We start from the raw sequence: 18,631 nt of genomic DNA on the forward strand, positions 1-18,631 counted from the left end.
TAAAGTGCAAAGGTAAAGGTTTTGATTGATTATTTTTGGTTGAATGTTTTTGATTGGATGTTTTTGATTGAATTTATTTCCAGAAATTAAGTTTTGATAGGATTACTTCGCCATCGAAAAACATTTCTGCAATTTTTTTAAAATATAATGTATAATCTGAGACATAGAATTTATGTTGCGGATTTTGTAAGCTATTCAGTAAGTTTTTTGCTATCAATAAATCTTGCAAATATCTTGCAACTACATTTGCCGAATCGATAACTTCTACATTAAAATTAAAGAATTTCCTAATTTGATTTCTGATAATTGGGTAATGTGTACAGCCCAATATTAATGAGTCAATATTATTAAATTTCTCGAATGATAAATACGAACGGATTATTGCATTTGAAATATCATCGAAAATAAATCCTTCTTCTATCATTGGGGCAAACAAAGGGGTTGATAGTGGAACTAATTCTATATCACTGTTTTGCGATTTAATATTTCGTTGATATGTCCCACTGTCGATGGTACTTTTGGTTCCGATAACACCAATTTTTGAAAGTTGCTTGTTTTGCAAAACAAAATCAATTACAGGATCAATTACATTAATTACAATTGCTCTGTCTCCAACCAATTCTTTTACTGTCAAATAGGCATTTGAGGAAGCAGAATTACAAGCAATTACAATAATTTTACAATTTTGTTCGAGTAAAAATTCCGTGATTTTTTTTGAATAATATTTTATTGAATCGGAAGATTTGTCGCCGTAAGGAAGATGGGCTGTATCGCCAAAATAGATCATCTTTTCGCTTGGCAACAAATTTTTGATAGCAGAAGCAACTGTAAGTCCGCCAACTCCAGAATCGAAAATTCCTATTGCTTGCTTTGCTTTTGAGTTCATTTTATTAAATTAAAAAGACCATCCTGAAAACTCAAGATGGTCTTTCTGATTGATCAAATATATTTATTCTGTTGTTGTTGTAATACCTAATTTTGTTTTTACAAGTGGCAGGACATCAATACTTTCTGGCGAAAAGTAAAGTACTACTCCGGCACTTACATCAAAAATGTATGTAAATCCATTTTCTTTACCAACTTCTTGGATTGCATTGTTTGCTTTATCAATTACCGGTTGCCAAAGTTCGGCTTCCTTTTGTTGAATATCTTGTTGAGCTGTTTGTTGAAAATTTTGTAATCTTTCTTGTAAATCTACTATCTCTTTTTCTTTTGTTTGTCTTATCAAATCGGAATATGTATCTCTTTGTTGCATAAATAAAGCATATTTATCTTCAATTTCTTTATTCATTTCTATAAGTTGATTTTCCAATTGTGCTGTATGTTCTTGCAAAGCAGTAGTGGCTGTTTGTTTTTCGGGCATTAGAAGTACTAGTTCCTGCGAATTGATGTGTCCGAATTTTGCATTTTTCTGTGCAAAGCTAGTAGTAATGGAACAAACAAATGCTACTACAAAAAATAATTTTATTAGATTCTTCATAATTGTTATTAATATTAATTTGGTGGCAAAGATATATTATTTATTAGTTTTTATACCCCATTTTTTCTAAAACATCGTCGCTTTTGTCATATTTTGGATTCGTATAAAGCATGCTTAGTCCTTTGCCTGCGGTGTCGAAAATTACGGCATAGTTTCCTTCTTCGGCAATTTCTTTAACTGCATTGAAAATGTCGTCCTGAATTGGTTTGATTAATTCTTGACGTTTTTTGTATAATTCTCCACTTTTCCCAAAATATTTTTTTTGTAATTCTTTTGCTGCTTTTTCTTTTTTTATAATATCATCCTCACGTTTTATTTTCATTTCTTCGGTAAGAAGAACTTTTTCTGCTTGAAAATCTTTATACATTTTGTCAATTTCGGCAAAAACTTCTTCAATTTCTTTTTGCCATTCGATAGATAATTGGTTCAATTGGTCTTGAGCCGACTCATATGTTGGTACATTATTTAATATATATTCTGTATCGACATATGCATATTTTTGAGAAAACCCAATGCTTGTGCTGAAAATTACAGTTAATAATAACAATCCTATTTTTTTCATTGTTCTATATTTTAAATTAATAATTTCGCTTCATCATCAATTATTATTCCAAAAATTGATAAGTCATTAAAATCTTTGGCCTATAATAAAATGTGGCTGCCATTTGTTCACTCCCGATTTTCCTTCAATTTCGTCGAAGCCATATCCGAAGTCAACACCAAGCATTCCGAACATTGGCAGAAAAATACGAACACCGATACCTGCCGCACGTTTCACATCGAAAGGATTAAAATTACGGGATTCGTACCAGCAATTTCCTGCTTCGAGAAATGCCAGACCGTAAAGTGTTGCTTGCGGATTCAACGAGAGCGGATATCTTAATTCCATTGTGAGTTTATTATAGATGTTTCCTCCACTTGAAGGTGTAAGTGCTCCATTGTCGTATCCTCGTAAGGCTATTGTTTCTCTTCCATACAAATTGTATCCGGAAAGTCCGTCTCCTCCTACATTGAATCCTTCGAAAGGCGAGGGCCCAATATCTGAATTGAAGTATCCCAAAAATCCAAATTCTGCTTTCGTATTCAAAACTAAATCGCCAGCAATTCTCGAAAACCAGGAAGCTTTGAAATTCCATTTATGATACTCAATCCATTCATATTTGTCAAGATCTGTCATTTGTGAATAATCTTTATTGTTCAATAATGAATATGGAGGTGTAACCTGTAGTTTTAATGAAAACAGTGATCCTCGACGAGGATAAATTGGTTGATCGATAGAGTTTCTGGCAAAAGTTGAAGAAATGCTTAAATTTTTTGATGTTCCGGTTTGAAAAATGAAATAGCTCCATTTGTTCAAATCATAGTGCTGGAAGCTAAGTTCGTTGTAGAGTGTGAAAAAATCGTCAGGAGCTTTCAATCGTTTTCCTAATCCGAGAGCAAGTCCTGTAATTGTCATTGATGTTCTGTCGGGGTCGTCTTTGTCTCTACCGTTCGATTGTATAGTATAATATGACGAAACTGTAAAACTATTAGGTTTTTTCCCGCCAAGCCATGGTTCAACAAACGAAAGATTATATGCTTGATAATATATTCCATTTGATTGTGCTCTTACGCTAAGTCTTTGTCCGTCGCCAGCAGGCAATGGTCTCCATGCACCTTTTTTGAAAACATTTTTGGCAGAGAAATTATTAAATGATAGCCCTAAGGTTCCTACTATCATTCCGGCTCCCCAACCTCCGGAAAGTTCTATTTGGTCTGAAGGTTTTTCTTCTACAACATATTCGATATCTACTGTACCGTCAACTTGATTTGGAGTTGGATTTACACCTAATTTTTCTGGGTCGAAATAGCCAAGTTGTGCTAATTCTCGCTGTGTTCTGATTATATCTGAACGGCTGAAAAGTTCGCCTGGTTTAGTTCTAATTTCACGCCGAATGACATGGTCGTTTGTTTTTGTATTTCCTGTTACAGTAATCTTGTTTATTCGGGCTTGTTTGCCTTCATATATTCTAATTTCAATATCGATAGAATCGTTTTCAACTTTAACTTCTACCGGATTTGCATTAAAGAAAAGATAACCATCGTCCATGTATATTGAGGTAATTCCTCGCTCGTCCATATATAATTTTTCGTCGAGTACCGATTGGTCAAACAAATCTCCTTTTTTGATATCCAAAATTGCATCTAATTGCTCGTTAGAGTATTTAGAATTTCCTATCCAAGAAACATTTCGGAAATAAAATTTATTCCCTTCTTCGATTTTAATATTGATTTTTATGGTTTTTTCATCATTTACATATATCGAATCGCTGACAATTTTTGCATCTCTGTAACCTTCAGAGTTATATTTATCGATTATTTTAAGTTTGTCTTCTTTATAAGTTTCTGAAATATATTTCGATGATTTAAAAATATTGTACCAGGTTTTCTGCTTTGTTTCTTTTAGTGTTTTTCTTAGTTTTTTATCAGAAAAAACTGTATTGCCTTCAATATTTATGTTTTGAATTTTTATTCTTTCCTTTTTGTCGATATGTATTTTCAGAATGACATGATTGATAAGATTTGTGTCGTTTTTTTGAGTGATTGTTACTTCGGTATTTAGAAATCCTTTGTCAATGAAATAATCTTTAATCTTATTTATTGAATTATTTAAAACGTTGGCAGTTAGTTGGCTTCCCTTGAGTAAATTTAATTTTTCGTTTAGATCTTCGGTTTGCGATTTTTTAATTCCTTCGTAAGACCATTTCGACAATCGAGCTCGCTCTTGCAAATGAATGTTGAGGAATATTTTGTCGCCAACAATTTTGATAGCACTAATTTTCACATCGGAAAAAAGCCCTTGTTTCCAAAGTTTTTCAATGGCTTTTGAAATTTCTTCGCCCGGCACTTTCAATCTTTGACCAACAGCAAGCCCTGAAATTTGCACAAGCACGTCACCATCTAAATATTTTATTCCAGAAACTGTTACACCACCCAACTCATATTCTTTGGGGCTTGCATAGCTTATTCCTTCTACTCCCGAATTGAGCGAAATTTGCGAAAAAGATAGTAGTTGAATTAAGATGAGTATGGTTAATAGAAATATTTTTTTGAGCATTATTTATTTTGTTTTATTAATTCAAATTCTAAAATTATTCTTTTGCTACTTTCATTTTCATTAGCAAAGGTTCCACAACAAATTCTAAAAGCAAAGTAGTATCTGTATGATGTATCACAATATATTCCTCTTTTTTATTATTGGCTTTTAGAACTAATGAATTGTCGTTTTTATTATATTCAAATGTGCCATTTACAGTTTTGTGATCTTTTATTATGGCTTGATATTTATTGTCTTTATCAAATTCATAGGTTTTTAAAGCAAATATCTGATTTAAATAAGCCATTCTGAATTGTTTTTTCTTATCGTTTTTATCTTCTTTTTCGAGGCTTTCTATCCCTGTTATTTGCCATTTTTTTAGCAAAAATGTACTATCATTATTTTGGCAAGAAATGAAAATGAATAAAAGTAATATTAAAACATATTTTGCGATTCTCAACTGAAAACATTTCATAGCGTCATTGGATTTTAGAATATATTATATCTGTTCGCTGGTTTTACCAAATCTGCGTTCTCTTGATTGGTATTCGAAAATGGCTTCATAGAATTCTTCTTTTCCAAATTCGGGCCAATATTTTTTTGTAAAATATAGTTCTGAATATGCTATTTGCCAAAGCAAGAAATTGCTAATTCTATATTCTCCACCGGTGCGAATCAAAAGTTCAGGATCTGGATACTTTTTTGTTGAAAGATTTTCTGTTAGTAAGTTTTCATCAATATTCTCAATTGAAATATTTTCATTAATAGCTTGTTTCGCGATGTTTTTAACGGCTTCGACAATTTCCCATTTCGAGCTATAGCTCAAGGCTAAAATTAGCGACAAGCCGGTACATTTTGATGTGTTGGCAATGGCTTTATTTAATTTGCTACTCACATTTTTTGGAAGACGATTTAAATTGCCGATTGCAAGCAGACGAACATTATTTTCGATTAAATTTTTTACCTCACGGTTTATCATTGTGATTAATAGAGACATAAGTGCATTAACTTCTGCCTCAGACCTGTTCCAATTTTCTGTCGAAAAAGTATATAAAGTAAGATATTCAATTCCGATTTCGCCCGATGCTTCAACAATATTCCGTACAGAGTCGGCTCCTTTTCTATGACCGAAAACTCTTTGTTTGCCTCTTTCTTTGGCCCAGCGACCATTGCCGTCCATTATTATGGCAACATGTTTGGGTAGTTTTGTAGTATCTATTTTTTCTTTATAAAGCATTTGGATTAAAATAAATTATAAATATTCCTTACATTGTTAGGAATATTTTTTCTGCAAATTATGTACATCTTAATGTTATTTTAAATTTTGTTATAAGAAAAATTACATATTTTCAGAATAGCGCATAGCTGAGTTTATTATTTCATTTGAATATTTGTAGATATGTTCTATTTTGTCTATCGGATATTTTTTTTCATTTTTTTCTTCATCAATTATGCTGAGATATTTTTGTTTAGTATCAAATCGAAGCCTACAAATTGGCTGTCTATTATTATTGTCAAGCAATATGCCAAAATATGATTTGGTATCTCTGTATGCGATTCTTTCTTTTTCAAAATGGGGGTTTAAAATATCTAAAACCACTTCATACCCATTCATTTCTTCTTGGGTTGTAATTATTCCTCGTTCCTCGTCTTTGAAAAGAATTATTTCACGAGGATCTAGGCTTGTATTATCTGTTTCTGCAATTGTTTCTATTTGTTTTTTTTCTTCTTTTGTAAGAGCAGATTTTAATCGGTCGTTTATTGTTTCATTAATTTTATGATTAAGTGCTTTTTTAACTATTTTATGAAATTGAAGAATGACTTTTTCTGTAAATCTTCCTGAATATACTTTACTTGCAAAATATTTAACAAGTTCGTCTGATGGATTATCTAATTCTTTGTAAAAAGCAGATTTTATTGCACTGTAGTACTTCATCTCACCTGCTACATCAAACAGTTCTTCTACATCAAACGAATTTTTATGAAATTTACTAAGTTCACCAACGATATTTTCTTTAATGTTTTCTAAATCAAATTCTAAAAATGGTTTTTTATCCATTTTATTTTCTTCATCTATGTCTGTGTAAAATCTATATATTATTCCATTTGTTAATATGCCAAATTTTGCTTTTGTAAAACTAAAATATCTTTCTAACTGAGTATTATGTAAATCCAAATTTTCTTTCCAATGTTTGCATTCAATAATAATTATTGGCTCATCATCCTTTTTTATGCAATAATCCACTTTTTCACCTTTTTTATTGCTTATATCTGCAACAAACTCAGGTATTACTTCAAGTGGATTAAAAATATCATATCCTAGAAGTTGCATAAATGGCATTACAAAAGCATTCTTTGTTGCTTCCTCTGTAAGAATTTTTTCTTTTAAATCCAAAACTCTAGTACTAAGGTTTTCTAAACTTTTATGAATTTCCATAATTAATATGTTTTACTGTTAATAAATATCATTGTACACTTACCTTTTATTCATACATATCTAATTCGCCATAAGCAGGACATTTTATTCTTTTATAAAAGAATTTATATGTTATGAAAATTCCGGCATATGAAAACCAATCGTTATGATTTTTTATTGAAAGTTGCCTATATTCATCTTTCTCATTGTCAAAAATATCATCAATTAGCGGATTTCCATCGTATTCTCCAAGTCCGTCTATTTCGTCAGTGAATGTTTTTCTTAAGCCCCATTCACAGCCCATACTTAGCTTTTCGGTAATATAAAATTTAAAACCTAAACCAAAAGGAATTCCCATTTGCAGTTTAACATCGGGTGTATAAAACCAATTTAAGCCGGCAGTTACATACGGAGCCAACCTGTGTTTGTCGCTCGTGGTTATATATGGCAAAAAGTTGAATTCTAACTGAAACGCAAAATTTAAAAATGGTGTAGAAAAACTTGCAGCACGCAACTCCTGATAATTGTTATTATATAAAAGATCGTCGCCCGAAAGTTGGCCATAAACCAAACTCCCTCTTAACGAATATCGAAAATCGAAGGAATGACGATACATCAAGCCGAAAGCAGGATGAATAGATTGAAAATGATATGTTGGATTTATATCGCCAAGATAATAGCTGGTTCCTGCCATAAGACCAATATCGCCATTTTTTTGCCCTTTCAGAAAAAAAGGTGCAAACACAACAAGAACTATTATCAAGCTTTTCTTCATATAAAATCCTAAACGTTTTTGCAAAAAAACATAATTAGTACAAAAAAATTGTAATTCATTAACAATTTTTAACCACTAATTATTTAGTAAATAACTATTTATATTTAGCTTCAAAAAGCTGCAAAAGTAATATTTATTTATTTGAAAAAAAGTTATTCTGATTTGGATTTTTTCATTAGAAATTCAAAGGAAAATGCAAGCCAACATAAGGCATAATTGTATGGTCGGCTTCAAATGAACCATCTTCTGTAGTTAAGAATGTCCATTTGTAATCGACTCCTGCAAGCAAAAATGGGAGAATTTTGTAAGCAACCCTAACTGTTGCTATTGAGTTTTCGTCGATAACAAGTGCATCGCTTAAATCTGCAATATTGCCTTTCAAGTAGTGTGCGCTAAGCATAAATTTTGGAATTAAATTGGGAGCTTCGGCGCTAAGTTGGAGCAGTGCCGGCGATGTTTCGCTTACATTGTCGGGCAATAATATGCTACCACCAACATGTATTTTGTCGATTAAAGTTGCAAACAAAGATCCATAAATTCCCTGAAGTTTTTCGGAAGAAGCAAGACTATACAATTTTGCATCTTTATTGATTTCATACACTGCATCGAAAAATTGAGGTATGAAACAGTCGGAATACCAAAGACGTTCTATTCTGGCATTTAATACAAAAACATTTCCAATAATATTCATTCGCGAAGCTAAACCTACGCTAATTCCATCGCCTTTATCGTATTTTTGAAATAATGGAGAATAAATTTTTGCCAGCTCATTTTCTAATAATTTGTTTTTCGTTAACAATCCATACTGGCAATATCCTGTCAAATCAATAAACGATGTGTTTAGAAAGAAAAGACCTATATCTGCAGAATAAGCATCAAAACCATCTTCCAAAAATCTATTGGTTGGATAATCATAACCGGAGGCTGTTTGGTCGTGGTCAGTTACATAAGTAGCACCTATTTCAATGGTTTTTACAATAGGTATGGAGGTATGACCAAACGGTTTGAAATATGGGCGAACAGCAAGCAAATTCAGCGAACTTGCATCGAAATCGCTGTATAGGCCTTCAATTCCGAATCTGTCTTTTATTAGAATATCGTAGCTAATTCCTGTTTTACGTTTTTCGTAGCTAATTGAGTTTGAATAGTTATTTACCAATATCCCGAAACCTATATATGAGCCGGTAAGGTCGCCAACTTTCACATGAATAGGATCTTGTTTTTTCCGCCCGTAGCGAACATATCTTATTAAACGTAAAGCTCCGGTACCGCCTTTAAATTCTTCGGTTCTTATTGATCCATCTTCAATATTGAACATAAGTGGGACATCTAATCCGAAGCCAACTTTTCCGATAGCAAGTTCCGGTTGGAACCTGAATCCAAAATAGGTTTGGTCTCCTATTTTCGATAATCCGAAATTTGCGTCAATATAACTTTGGCTATCGAAACCGGCAGAACTACAATTGGCTATTCCGGCAGGAGATTGAGCAAAAGATGAATTAGAAAAAGAGATAAATGCTCCTACAAATATTAAAATGCTTAAAACTTTTATAGACTTCATATTTTTATAATTATATTATGAAATTATTTTCAGAGACAAAAATATCAAAATAATTTATCTTTGAACAGATTTAATTCTATATAATTATGAAGTATCTGCCGCTAATAAGGTATTTTTTATTGACAATCGTTTTCGTTATTTTATCGTATTTGTCAGATTTTTTGACAAACGAAAAAAATAATCCATCGGTCGAACCAGAAAAATTTCGAACAACTTTACTCAAAAAGGAAAAGCAGTTGGAACAAATTGTAGATGAAGTTTCATTGAACTTGAGTGGAAGATCCCTTAAAGAATTTGTGATAAGCAATTCACAGAATTTGATTGAAGATTTGATTGAAGACAATTGTGCAATTCTGATATTTCGAACAGATAGTTTGGTTTTTTGGTCGGACAATTCCATTCCTATTGATGAAAATATTCAGAAATTATTGAATGCCTCGCAAGTTTTGTTTTTGTCAAATGCATGGTATTATTCGCTTTCGGAGCAATTTGACGATTATACGATCGTTGGATTAATTCTTTTGAAACACAAATATTCTTACGAAAATAAATTTCTTGAAAATAAATTTCAGAATGATTTTGAGCTAAGTTCAGCTTATGATATTTCATTGTCGGAATCGGGAAATAATATAAATATATATGACGAATCTGGCAAATATTTGCTTTCTCTTTATCGATCAAGAAATTTTAGCAACGAAAATTCATTAAATCTGACATCAATAATATTCTTTTTTCTTGCAATCATCTTTTTTCTTCTTTTTGTGAAGGAAATGGTTTTCAGAAATTGCAAATCGCAAATTCTTTGTTTTGCTTCGATAATAGTTTTTCTGCTGTTTCTTAGGTTTTTAATGATAAAATATTGTTTTCCTGCAATTTGTTACTCACACCAACTTTTCGACCCACAGCTTTTTGGCAAATCGTTTTGGTTCAAATCGTTGGGTGATTTTTTCATAAACTCAATATTCCTGCTTTATGGTGTTTTTCTATTATTTAATTTTAAAAACAAACTCGAAATCCAAAATAGCGACAATCGGAAGAGTGTAATAATAATTTTTGTTTTGTTAGTTTTTATCGAATTGGTTTTTCTATCAATAAATTATTTGATGGAAAGCATCATTTTAAATTCAACTGTTAATTTATACGTTTTCCAAATATTCGAAATCAATGTATTCACTTTTTTCGCATATCTGATTTTCGCATCACTAATTTTAACTTTATTTCTCGTTGTTGATTTTGCTCTAAAAATTATTTCAAATCTGTCTAAATATAGTGGTTTTCTAATTATTTTCGTGGCAACGAGCATTCCGGTTTTTGTAATTTCATTTTTTGCCGGATATGAAATTCGGCATTTTTCCATCTTGTTTTTTTATGTTTTTGTTGTAACAATTTCTGTTTTTCATTACAAAAAAGTTCAATTTCAGTATTCAACAATTGTATTAATTCTTTTGATAGTATCTTCATTCACAGTTCTTTTAATAATAAATACGAGTTCTGAAAAAGAAAAAGAAATTCAGAAAGTTTTGGCTGTGAACATTTCTAACCAGCACGATGTGGTTGCAGAACTTCTGTTGGTCGATTTCGAAGGAAAAATTAAATCAGATACTCAAATGACAAAATTTTTGGAAAGTCCTTATGAGTTGGAAGAGGAAATTTATAATCATTTGAAACGCAACTATTTTCATGGATTTTGGGGCAAATACAATTTTCAGATTTATCTTTGCGGCGAAACTGACAGCTTGATTGTTGAACCTGAAAACGAAAACAGGCACTGCATAAATTTTTTTAGCGAACTAATTGATAATCACGGAATAATAGTTGAGAACACAAATTTCTATTATCTGAATAATGTGAGCGAGCGAATTAGTTATCTTGGATATTCAAAATTTCCGAATCTATCGGATTCTGCTTATTTTACTGTTTATTTTGAACTAAACTCAAAATTGGTAAGTCAGGAACTGGGCTACCCCGAATTGTTGCTGAACGAAAAATTGAGCAAACTTTCAAGCATAGATGAATATTCTTACGCAAAATACAAAAACAACGAACTGGTAACACAAGCCGGAAATTTCCCATATAGCCTGAATAGCGAAACTTATGTTTTGCCCGATGAGGAGTATTTTTTCACAAAGTTCGACGATTTCGACCATTTGGTTTATAAGATTGATAATGAGAATACTATAATTTTGAGCAAGCCCGCATTCAAAATTTTAGATATCCTAATTTCTCTATCGTATATTTTTGTATTCTATCATCTGCTCGTTACACTTTTGTCTTTCATAAAAGTTTCATCAAACAGATTTTCGAAAGTTGGAATTTCGAGTTATAGTTTCGATTTGAAAAATAAAATTAAGCTTACTATGATTTCGATATTGATTTTTTCCCTGCTATTGATTGGTGGAGGGACTATCTATTACAATATCAAGCAGTTTGAAGAAAAACATCACGAAATTATTAGCGAAAAAATACAATCTGTTTTAATTGAGGTTGAGCACAAATTGGCAAACGAGACAGAATTTTCCGATGAAATTTATGAATATTTGACCTATTATCTAATAAAATTTTCTAATGTATTTTATTCTGATATAAACGTTTACGATTTGGAAGGGAATTTATTTTCATCCTCTCGCTCCGAGATTTTCAATAAATTTTTGGTTGGCAGAAAAATAAATCCTGATGCCTACAGAGAATTAATTATCAACAAAAAAGCGAAATTCATTCATAGCGAAAACATCGGGAAATTGAATTTTTTGTCGGCATATGTTCCTTTCAGAAACAACAACAATAAAATAATTGCCTATCTGAATTTGCCATATTTTACAAAACAGTCGGTGCTGAAAAAGGAAATTTCGGTTTTGGTGGTTGCAGTAGTAAATATGTACGTAATACTTATTTTATTGACTATTGCAATTACGGTTTTCGTGTCGAACAAACTTACTAAACCACTCCAATTGATTCAAGACAAAATTAGAAACACAAGTTTAGACAAACCCAACGAACCTATTGATTATGAAAGTAATGACGAAATTGGGAATTTAATAAAAGATTATAATCGAATGGTTGAGGAGCTTGCAAAAAGTGCCAGCCTGCTGGCAAAATCGGAACGGGAAACAGCTTGGCGCGAAATGGCAAAACAAATTGCTCACGAGATTAAAAATCCACTTACGCCAATGAAACTGAATGTCCAGTTTTTGCAAAAAGCCTGGATTGATAAAGTTCCTAATTTCGACGAACGATTGAACAAAATCTGTAATACAATTATTGAACAAATAGAGAATCTTTCTTCTATAGCAACTTCTTTTTCGAATTTTGCAAAAATGCCTAAGGCGAAAAATGCAGAATTAAACATAATTGAAAATTTGGAAAAAGTAATACAGCTTTATAAAAACCTTGAAAACATTAGCATAAAAACCAGCTTCCCGGAGAACTCCGATTTGCAGGTTTTTGCCGATCCCGAACAATTGTCTCGTGTTTTTATAAACATCATTCAAAATGCTGTTCAGTCGATTCCTGAAGGCAGAACCGGATTTATTTCTGTAGGAGTTTATGTTGAAACCAACAAAGTTGTTGTAAAAATTGCCGACAATGGAGAAGGAATCGAAAGCCACCTTATAGACAAATTGTTTGTTCCGAATTTTACGACAAAAACCAGCGGAATGGGTTTGGGGCTTGCTATTGCAAACAAAATTGTTGAAAATGCCAATGGAGAAATCCGCTTCGAAACCGTGGAAAATATGGGAAGCTCGTTTTATGTGGAATTGCCTTTATTGAATTATGAGTTTTGAGAAACAATAGGCAAAACTATAAATCGTTATTTTGTAAGATGATTGCCAAACCATATATGGATCTGTTTTTGAGGATGTTTATTCTTCTTCTGGTTTTTTCTTTAATAAGTGCTTGTGATAAGGAAGAAAGAGATAAAAGAGCAACAATAATTACGATTAACTCTACGGGTTATACAATAGATACTTTGTGTATTCAATTTTCATTTGGTCAGATTGATAAATTGGTTTATTACAATATTGGAGATAGTGATACAACTTCGAAAGAATCAGTAATAAACACCTCGGCTGAAATTTATTTTCAAATCTCATCTGGTTCAAATCAATATTCTGAAATGGTATATTGCGGCTGTGGCGCTCCTCCTACTAGTTATGAATATTTAGGGGGTTGTTATACAATGTATATTTTAGAATTTGATTCAATTAATAATTATTTTCCAATTGCATATATTAGAGAAGATGCATGCATAATACAATAGCCAATAAACTATGATTCAGGAAAATTGCCATGTTCAGAAATCCTATTTTCCGAAATCAAATTCAAGCTGAGTTTCAAGTAATTTGAAAGATTTGCGGTGATATTTTGTGATGCCGTTTTCTTGAATTGCCAGCCGATGTTGTTTTGTTGGGTATCCTTTGTTTTTGCTCCAAAAGTATTGCGGAAATTCTAAATCAATTTTTTTCATAAAACTATCCCTGTAGGTTTTTGCAAGCACCGATGCGGCAGCTATCGATAAATATTTGCCATCACCTTTTATTATACATTTGTGAGGAATATCCTTGTATTTCAAAAATCTGTTTCCGTCAATTATCAGAAATTCTGGAATTTGAGAAAGTCCGTCAATTGCTCTGTGCATTGCCAGAAATGAAGACTGGAGAATATTTATTTTGTCGATAGTTTCATTTTCTACAATTCCAACTGAAAACGAAATTGCTTCTTTTTCAATCTCAAATCTTAATTTTTCCCTGATTTTTTCCGAAAGTTTTTTAGAGTCGTTTAGCAAAGGATTGATATAATCTTTTGGAAGAATTACCGCTGCTGCGAAAACATGTCCTGCCAGACAGCCACGTCCGGCTTCGTCGCATCCTGCTTCGATTAGGTCTTTTTTGTAGTATGGTTTTAGGGGATTTCCCAAATTTAAAGTAATTTAGCCATTGCCTGATTGTGAATGCAAAACACAATCCAACAAAATGAGTTCTTTTGTTCAATATAAATAAATTGTGATTTGTAAAGCAAACTCAGTCATTTATCGCTACAATTAATGCTAATGAAATTAATTCGCTATTTCTTCATTAGTAGAGCATGAATTGATATATCTTCATCAATTCTTGGCCAATGAATTCCATATCCGGAAGGAGAAACGATGAATTCTGATTTTTCATCGATAGTTGCATTTGAAAGTGGTTCAGATATTTCTTTCAATTTAAATCTATACTCTTTTGAGTCAATCATTAAGATTAGTAAATCATTTGTTACTTCTACATTATTTATAGCATAAGTTTTATACATGTCTATTTATTAAAATATTTATTCCATTCGGCAACAATATAATCAAAGTGCTGAAATATAATCTTCCTTATTTCTTTTCGAAGTTGCGGGCTTAGGTTGTATGAATAAGCTTCCACAATGTCGAATTCTGTTTCTTTTATCCAAAATTTACATTCAGAATCAGCTTTTTGTGCATGAATATGGATGGGTTCATTATTCTCATTGGAATAAAAGAATAATCTCCAACCTAATATTGATAGTATTGTGGGCATGGTTTAACTTTTACAAAAACTACATAAATCGTTAATATTTTGTTTAAATATTTTCATAATTCAAACATAACATTTTTTTTACTTTGTCCCATCTATTTCTTTCTTTTGCAAAAAAAAATGCTGAATGCTTTTAAAACTAAAAAACATAAACATAGCTTTCAAAACAGAAAACGGCACAAAACCCGTTGCCGAATCTTTAAATTTTTCAATGGACCGTGGTGAAGTTGTTGGGATTGTTGGAGAATCAGGCTCTGGAAAATCTATCACTGCTTTATCAATAATTGGATTGTTGCCAAAAAAGGCCGGAGTTTCGTCAGGCGAAATATTATTCTATGAAAATAATAATCCTGTTGATTTACTAAAACTTAGCGAAATAGAAAAACAACATTATCGGGGAAAAAGAATCTCTATGATTTTTCAGGAACCTATGACTTCTCTAAATCCTGTGATGAAATGTGGTGAGCAAATTGTTGAAGCCATTGTTCAGCATCAAAATTTGAGCTCGAAAAAAGCCAAACAAATTGCTTTGAAGCTTTTGGAGGATGTTCAAATTCCACGACCTAAAGAAATTATGAAATCGTATCCGCACCAATTGTCGGGCGGACAACGTCAAAGAATAATGATTGCCATAGCATTGTCTTGCAATCCTGAAATCATTATTGCCGACGAGCCAACAACTGCACTCGATGTGAGCGTTCAAAAAAATATTATTGAGTTGCTAAAATCCCTACAAAAAAAATACAAATTGGGAATTTTATTCATTTCTCACGATTTGAGCGTGGTTTCAAATATTGCTCAAAAACTGCTTGTAATGTATAAAGGCAAAATTGTTGAGCAGGGCGATTGTTCAGAGATTCTAAAAAATCCGCAACACGAATATACCAAAGCCTTGCTCGCTTGCCGTCCTCCCTTAAATGAACGTCCAAAAAGGCTGTTTTCAATTTCCAATTTTATCGATTCAAGTGAAAAAAAGACAATTGATTTTATTACCGAAAATGAAAGAAAAACTGTTCATAAAAACATTTATCAAAATGAGCCAATTCTCGAAATCAAAAATCTTAAAACATATTTCGAAATAAGAGGAAATATTTTTGGCAAAAATAAAAGTCAGGTTCGGGCGGTCGATAATGTAAGTTTCGACTTATTCAAAGGAGAAACACTTGGTTTGGTTGGTGAATCGGGCTGTGGTAAAACAACTCTTGGACGAACTATTTTGAAATTGATAGAGGCAAGTGATGGTGAAATTATTTATAAAGGGCAGAATCTGAGAACTATTTCGACGAAAGAAATGCGAAAGCTGAGGCGAAAAATTCAGATAATATTTCAAGATCCTTATTCATCTTTAAATCCGAGAAAAACTATTGGAGAAATAATTTCTGAACCAATGAAAGTTCATAGGATTGGCAAAAACAAAAAGGAAAGGATTGAGCTAACTTATGAATTATTGGAAAGTGTAAAACTTGATGAGGCACATTTCTATAAATATCCTCACGAGTTTTCCGGTGGTCAGAGGCAACGAATTGGAATTGCCCGAGCTTTGGCTCTAAAGCCCGAATTGATAATTTGCGACGAATCGGTCTCAGCCCTTGATGTGTCAGTTCAGGCGACAGTTTTGAATATGCTGAACGAACTGAAAAAAAAGTTCAATCTCACCTATATTTTTATTTCACATGATTTGTCTGTCGTAAAATACATGTCGGATAGAATTATTGTACTGAACAAAGGAGAGCTTGAAGAAATCGGAGAAGCAGATTCTGTTTATAAAAGCCCAATCAAAGCATATACTAAAAAGTTGATTGAATCTATACCAAAACTGTAAATCACAATTTGCAAACTTAGGAGCAAACTTGACTTTTTACTCAAATTTGAAATTAATCAAAAAATCCCATTTAAGTTATTATTACAAAGATGTTCGCCTTTTCCAAAAAGCAATTACGACAAAATTAAAAAAGATAATTGAGACATTTCTTATATAATTGATTAATTTTGCTTTTTTTGTTAATTGACTAAAGTGAATTTTGTTTTTGTATTGCACTGATATACAGCCGGATATAGGATGGAGAAAAAATGGAGAATAAGAGATTATGCTGAAGCAGGAGAATTGAAATATCTATCTCAGGCATTGAACATACAAGAGGTTTTGGCAAACTTATTATTGCAAAGAGGAATAAAAACTTACGACGAAGCAAAACAATTTTTCAGACCAAATTTATACAATCATCTGCACGATCCATTTTTAATGAAGGATATGGACTTGGCAGTAGAACGATTACAAAAATCAATTGAAAACAATGAGAGAATACTTGTTTATGGTGATTACGATGTAGATGGCACAACTTCTGTTTCCTTAGTCTATCTCTTCATAAAAGATTTTCATAAGAATGTTGATTATTATATTCCTGACAGATATTCAGAAGGATATGGAATTTCAACAGAAGGAATAGATTTTGCAAAAAAGAATGATTATTCGTTGATAATTGCTCTTGACTGTGGAATAAAAGCGGTAGATAAAATTGAATATGCAAAATCGCAGGGAGTAGATTTTATAATTTGCGACCACCATAACCCGGGTGTTGATATTCCAAATGCAGTGGCAGTGCTCGACCCGAAAAGAGTCGATTGCGAATATCCTTTTAAAGAACTTTCGGGATGCGGAGTTGGCTTTAAATTTCTTCAAGCCTATTCTATTGCATATAAAGTTCCGTTTTATAAATTAGAGCCTTTTCTTGATTTAGTTGCAGTGAGTATTGCATCGGATATAGTTCCTATAATTGGTGAAAATAGAATTTTGGCATTTCATGGATTGAAACAACTTAATGAAAATCCCAGTACTGGCTTAAAATCAATAATAAAATTTGCCGGTTTAGAAAACAAAGACATCACAATCAGCGATATAGTTTTCAAAATTGGTCCAAGAATAAATGCTGCCGGAAGAATTTCTACAGGTACAAAATCGGTTGAACTTCTCGTTGCAGGAAACGATACATCGGCAAAACAATATGGCTTTAATATTAATTCTATAAATAACGAACGTAGAGAATTAGACCAGCAAATTACTATAAATGCAATAAATACAATTGAAAACGATCAATTGTTAAAAAGTAAAAAATCAACAGTTTTATATAATTCTACTTGGCATAAAGGAGTAATAGGAATTGTTGCATCGCGACTTTCCGAACACTATTATCGTCCAACAGTTATTTTAACCGAATCGAATGGATTTGCTACTGGCTCGGCTCGCTCAGTCGATGGATTCGATCTTTATCAGGCAATTGAAAATTGCAGCGATTTGTTAGAAAATTTTGGCGGGCATATGTACGCAGCCGGGCTCACTATGAAAATTGAAAATATATCGGAATTTGAACGCCGTTTCAACCAGTATGTTAGCAAAAACATTACATTGGAACAACAAACCCCAATCATACATATTGATGTAGAATTAAGGTTAAACGAAATTACTCCAAAATTTTACAAAATATTAAAACAGTTTGCACCCTTTGGTCCCGGGAATATGTCGCCGGTATTTCTGTCCGAAAATGTTTCGGATTTCGGAACAGGAAAAAAAGTTGGGAAAGATGAAACTCATATGAAACTTGACCTGATGGAAAACGATAATTCGACTTGCGTTATTCCTGCCATTGCTTTCCAACAAGCAGAACATTTCCATATTATAAAACAGAGAATCCCGTTTAGCATAGTTTATTCAATCGACGAAAACGAATTTAGAGGAAAAACAAACATTCAGTTGATGATAAAAGATATTAAATACGATTTTTAATCTTT

General features: G+C 32.1%; 16 protein-coding genes. 4 read left to right on the forward strand and 12 right to left on the reverse strand.

What is annotated here, in order from left to right; all coding sequences use genetic code 11:
• Nucleotides 1-73: 73 nt before the first annotated feature.
• The 9 genes from murI to HN894_02405 all read right to left on the reverse strand — a co-directional run bounded on the left by murI (nt 74) and on the right by HN894_02405 (nt 9,308).
• Entirely contained in the window at nt 74-886 is an 813-nt protein-coding gene (murI, locus tag HN894_02365; GenBank protein ID MBT7142154.1) for a glutamate racemase, read from the reverse strand.
• Nucleotides 887-949: 63 nt separating this feature from the next.
• A complete protein-coding gene (locus HN894_02370) occupies nt 950-1,480 on the reverse strand; it encodes an OmpH family outer membrane protein (GenBank protein ID MBT7142155.1) in 531 nt (176 codons plus the stop codon).
• Between the two features lie 43 nt (nt 1,481-1,523).
• On the reverse strand, nt 1,524-2,042 hold the full coding sequence (locus HN894_02375) for an OmpH family outer membrane protein (GenBank protein ID MBT7142156.1): 519 nt from the start codon (nt 2,040-2,042) through the stop codon (nt 1,524-1,526).
• Nucleotides 2,043-2,108: 66 nt separating this feature from the next.
• Nucleotides 2,109-4,577, reverse strand: a complete 2,469-nt coding sequence (bamA, locus tag HN894_02380) for an outer membrane protein assembly factor BamA (GenBank protein MBT7142157.1) — start codon at nt 4,575-4,577, stop codon at nt 2,109-2,111.
• 34 nt (nt 4,578-4,611) lie between these two features.
• Nucleotides 4,612-5,016: a DUF4923 family protein gene (locus HN894_02385; protein ID MBT7142158.1), complete on the reverse strand. Its 405-nt coding sequence runs from the start codon at nt 5,014-5,016 to the stop codon at nt 4,612-4,614.
• Between the two features lie 39 nt (nt 5,017-5,055).
• Complete coding sequence (locus HN894_02390; GenBank protein ID MBT7142159.1) at nt 5,056-5,793, reverse strand: isoprenyl transferase; 738 nt, start codon at nt 5,791-5,793, stop codon at nt 5,056-5,058.
• 102 nt (nt 5,794-5,895) lie between these two features.
• Complete coding sequence (locus HN894_02395; GenBank protein ID MBT7142160.1) at nt 5,896-6,993, reverse strand: restriction endonuclease; 1,098 nt, start codon at nt 6,991-6,993, stop codon at nt 5,896-5,898.
• A 46-nt stretch (nt 6,994-7,039) separates the two neighbouring features.
• Nucleotides 7,040-7,747, reverse strand: coding sequence for a hypothetical protein (locus HN894_02400; GenBank protein MBT7142161.1), 708 nt, complete (start codon nt 7,745-7,747; stop codon nt 7,040-7,042).
• 175 nt (nt 7,748-7,922) lie between these two features.
• Complete coding sequence (locus HN894_02405; GenBank protein MBT7142162.1) at nt 7,923-9,308, reverse strand: hypothetical protein; 1,386 nt, start codon at nt 9,306-9,308, stop codon at nt 7,923-7,925.
• Between the two features lie 86 nt (nt 9,309-9,394).
• Here HN894_02405 and HN894_02410 point away from each other — a divergent pair, with 86 nt between their 5' ends.
• Together HN894_02410 and HN894_02415 are read left to right on the forward strand one after the other, a co-directional pair.
• A complete protein-coding gene (locus tag HN894_02410; protein ID MBT7142163.1) occupies nt 9,395-13,090 on the forward strand; it encodes a GHKL domain-containing protein in 3,696 nt (1,231 codons plus the stop codon).
• Nucleotides 13,087-13,566 (forward strand): hypothetical protein, encoded by a 480-nt coding sequence (locus HN894_02415; GenBank protein MBT7142164.1) that lies wholly within the window; start codon nt 13,087-13,089, stop codon nt 13,564-13,566. The genes HN894_02410 and HN894_02415 overlap by 4 nt, the downstream gene beginning before the upstream one ends.
• A gap of 42 nt (nt 13,567-13,608) precedes the next feature.
• Here the strand turns inward: HN894_02415 and HN894_02420 are convergent, their stop codons facing one another.
• The 3 genes from HN894_02420 to HN894_02430 form a co-directional block, all read right to left on the reverse strand.
• On the reverse strand, nt 13,609-14,223 hold the full coding sequence (locus HN894_02420; protein ID MBT7142165.1) for a ribonuclease HII: 615 nt from the start codon (nt 14,221-14,223) through the stop codon (nt 13,609-13,611).
• Nucleotides 14,224-14,369: 146 nt separating this feature from the next.
• Nucleotides 14,370-14,597 (reverse strand): DUF2442 domain-containing protein, encoded by a 228-nt coding sequence (locus HN894_02425; protein ID MBT7142166.1) that lies wholly within the window; start codon nt 14,595-14,597, stop codon nt 14,370-14,372.
• A gap of 2 nt (nt 14,598-14,599) precedes the next feature.
• Nucleotides 14,600-14,848 (reverse strand): DUF4160 domain-containing protein, encoded by a 249-nt coding sequence (locus tag HN894_02430; GenBank protein ID MBT7142167.1) that lies wholly within the window; start codon nt 14,846-14,848, stop codon nt 14,600-14,602.
• 124 nt (nt 14,849-14,972) lie between these two features.
• Here HN894_02430 and HN894_02435 point away from each other — a divergent pair, with 124 nt between their 5' ends.
• Complete coding sequence (locus HN894_02435) at nt 14,973-16,667, forward strand: ABC transporter ATP-binding protein (protein ID MBT7142168.1); 1,695 nt, start codon at nt 14,973-14,975, stop codon at nt 16,665-16,667.
• A 237-nt stretch (nt 16,668-16,904) separates the two neighbouring features.
• A complete protein-coding gene (gene recJ, locus HN894_02440; protein ID MBT7142169.1) occupies nt 16,905-18,626 on the forward strand; it encodes a single-stranded-DNA-specific exonuclease RecJ in 1,722 nt (573 codons plus the stop codon).
• Nucleotides 18,627-18,631: the final 5 nt, after the last annotated feature.

It is taken from the genome of Bacteroidota bacterium (assembly GCA_018692315.1).
Taxonomy (GTDB): Bacteria; Bacteroidota; Bacteroidia; order Bacteroidales; family JABHKC01; genus JABHKC01.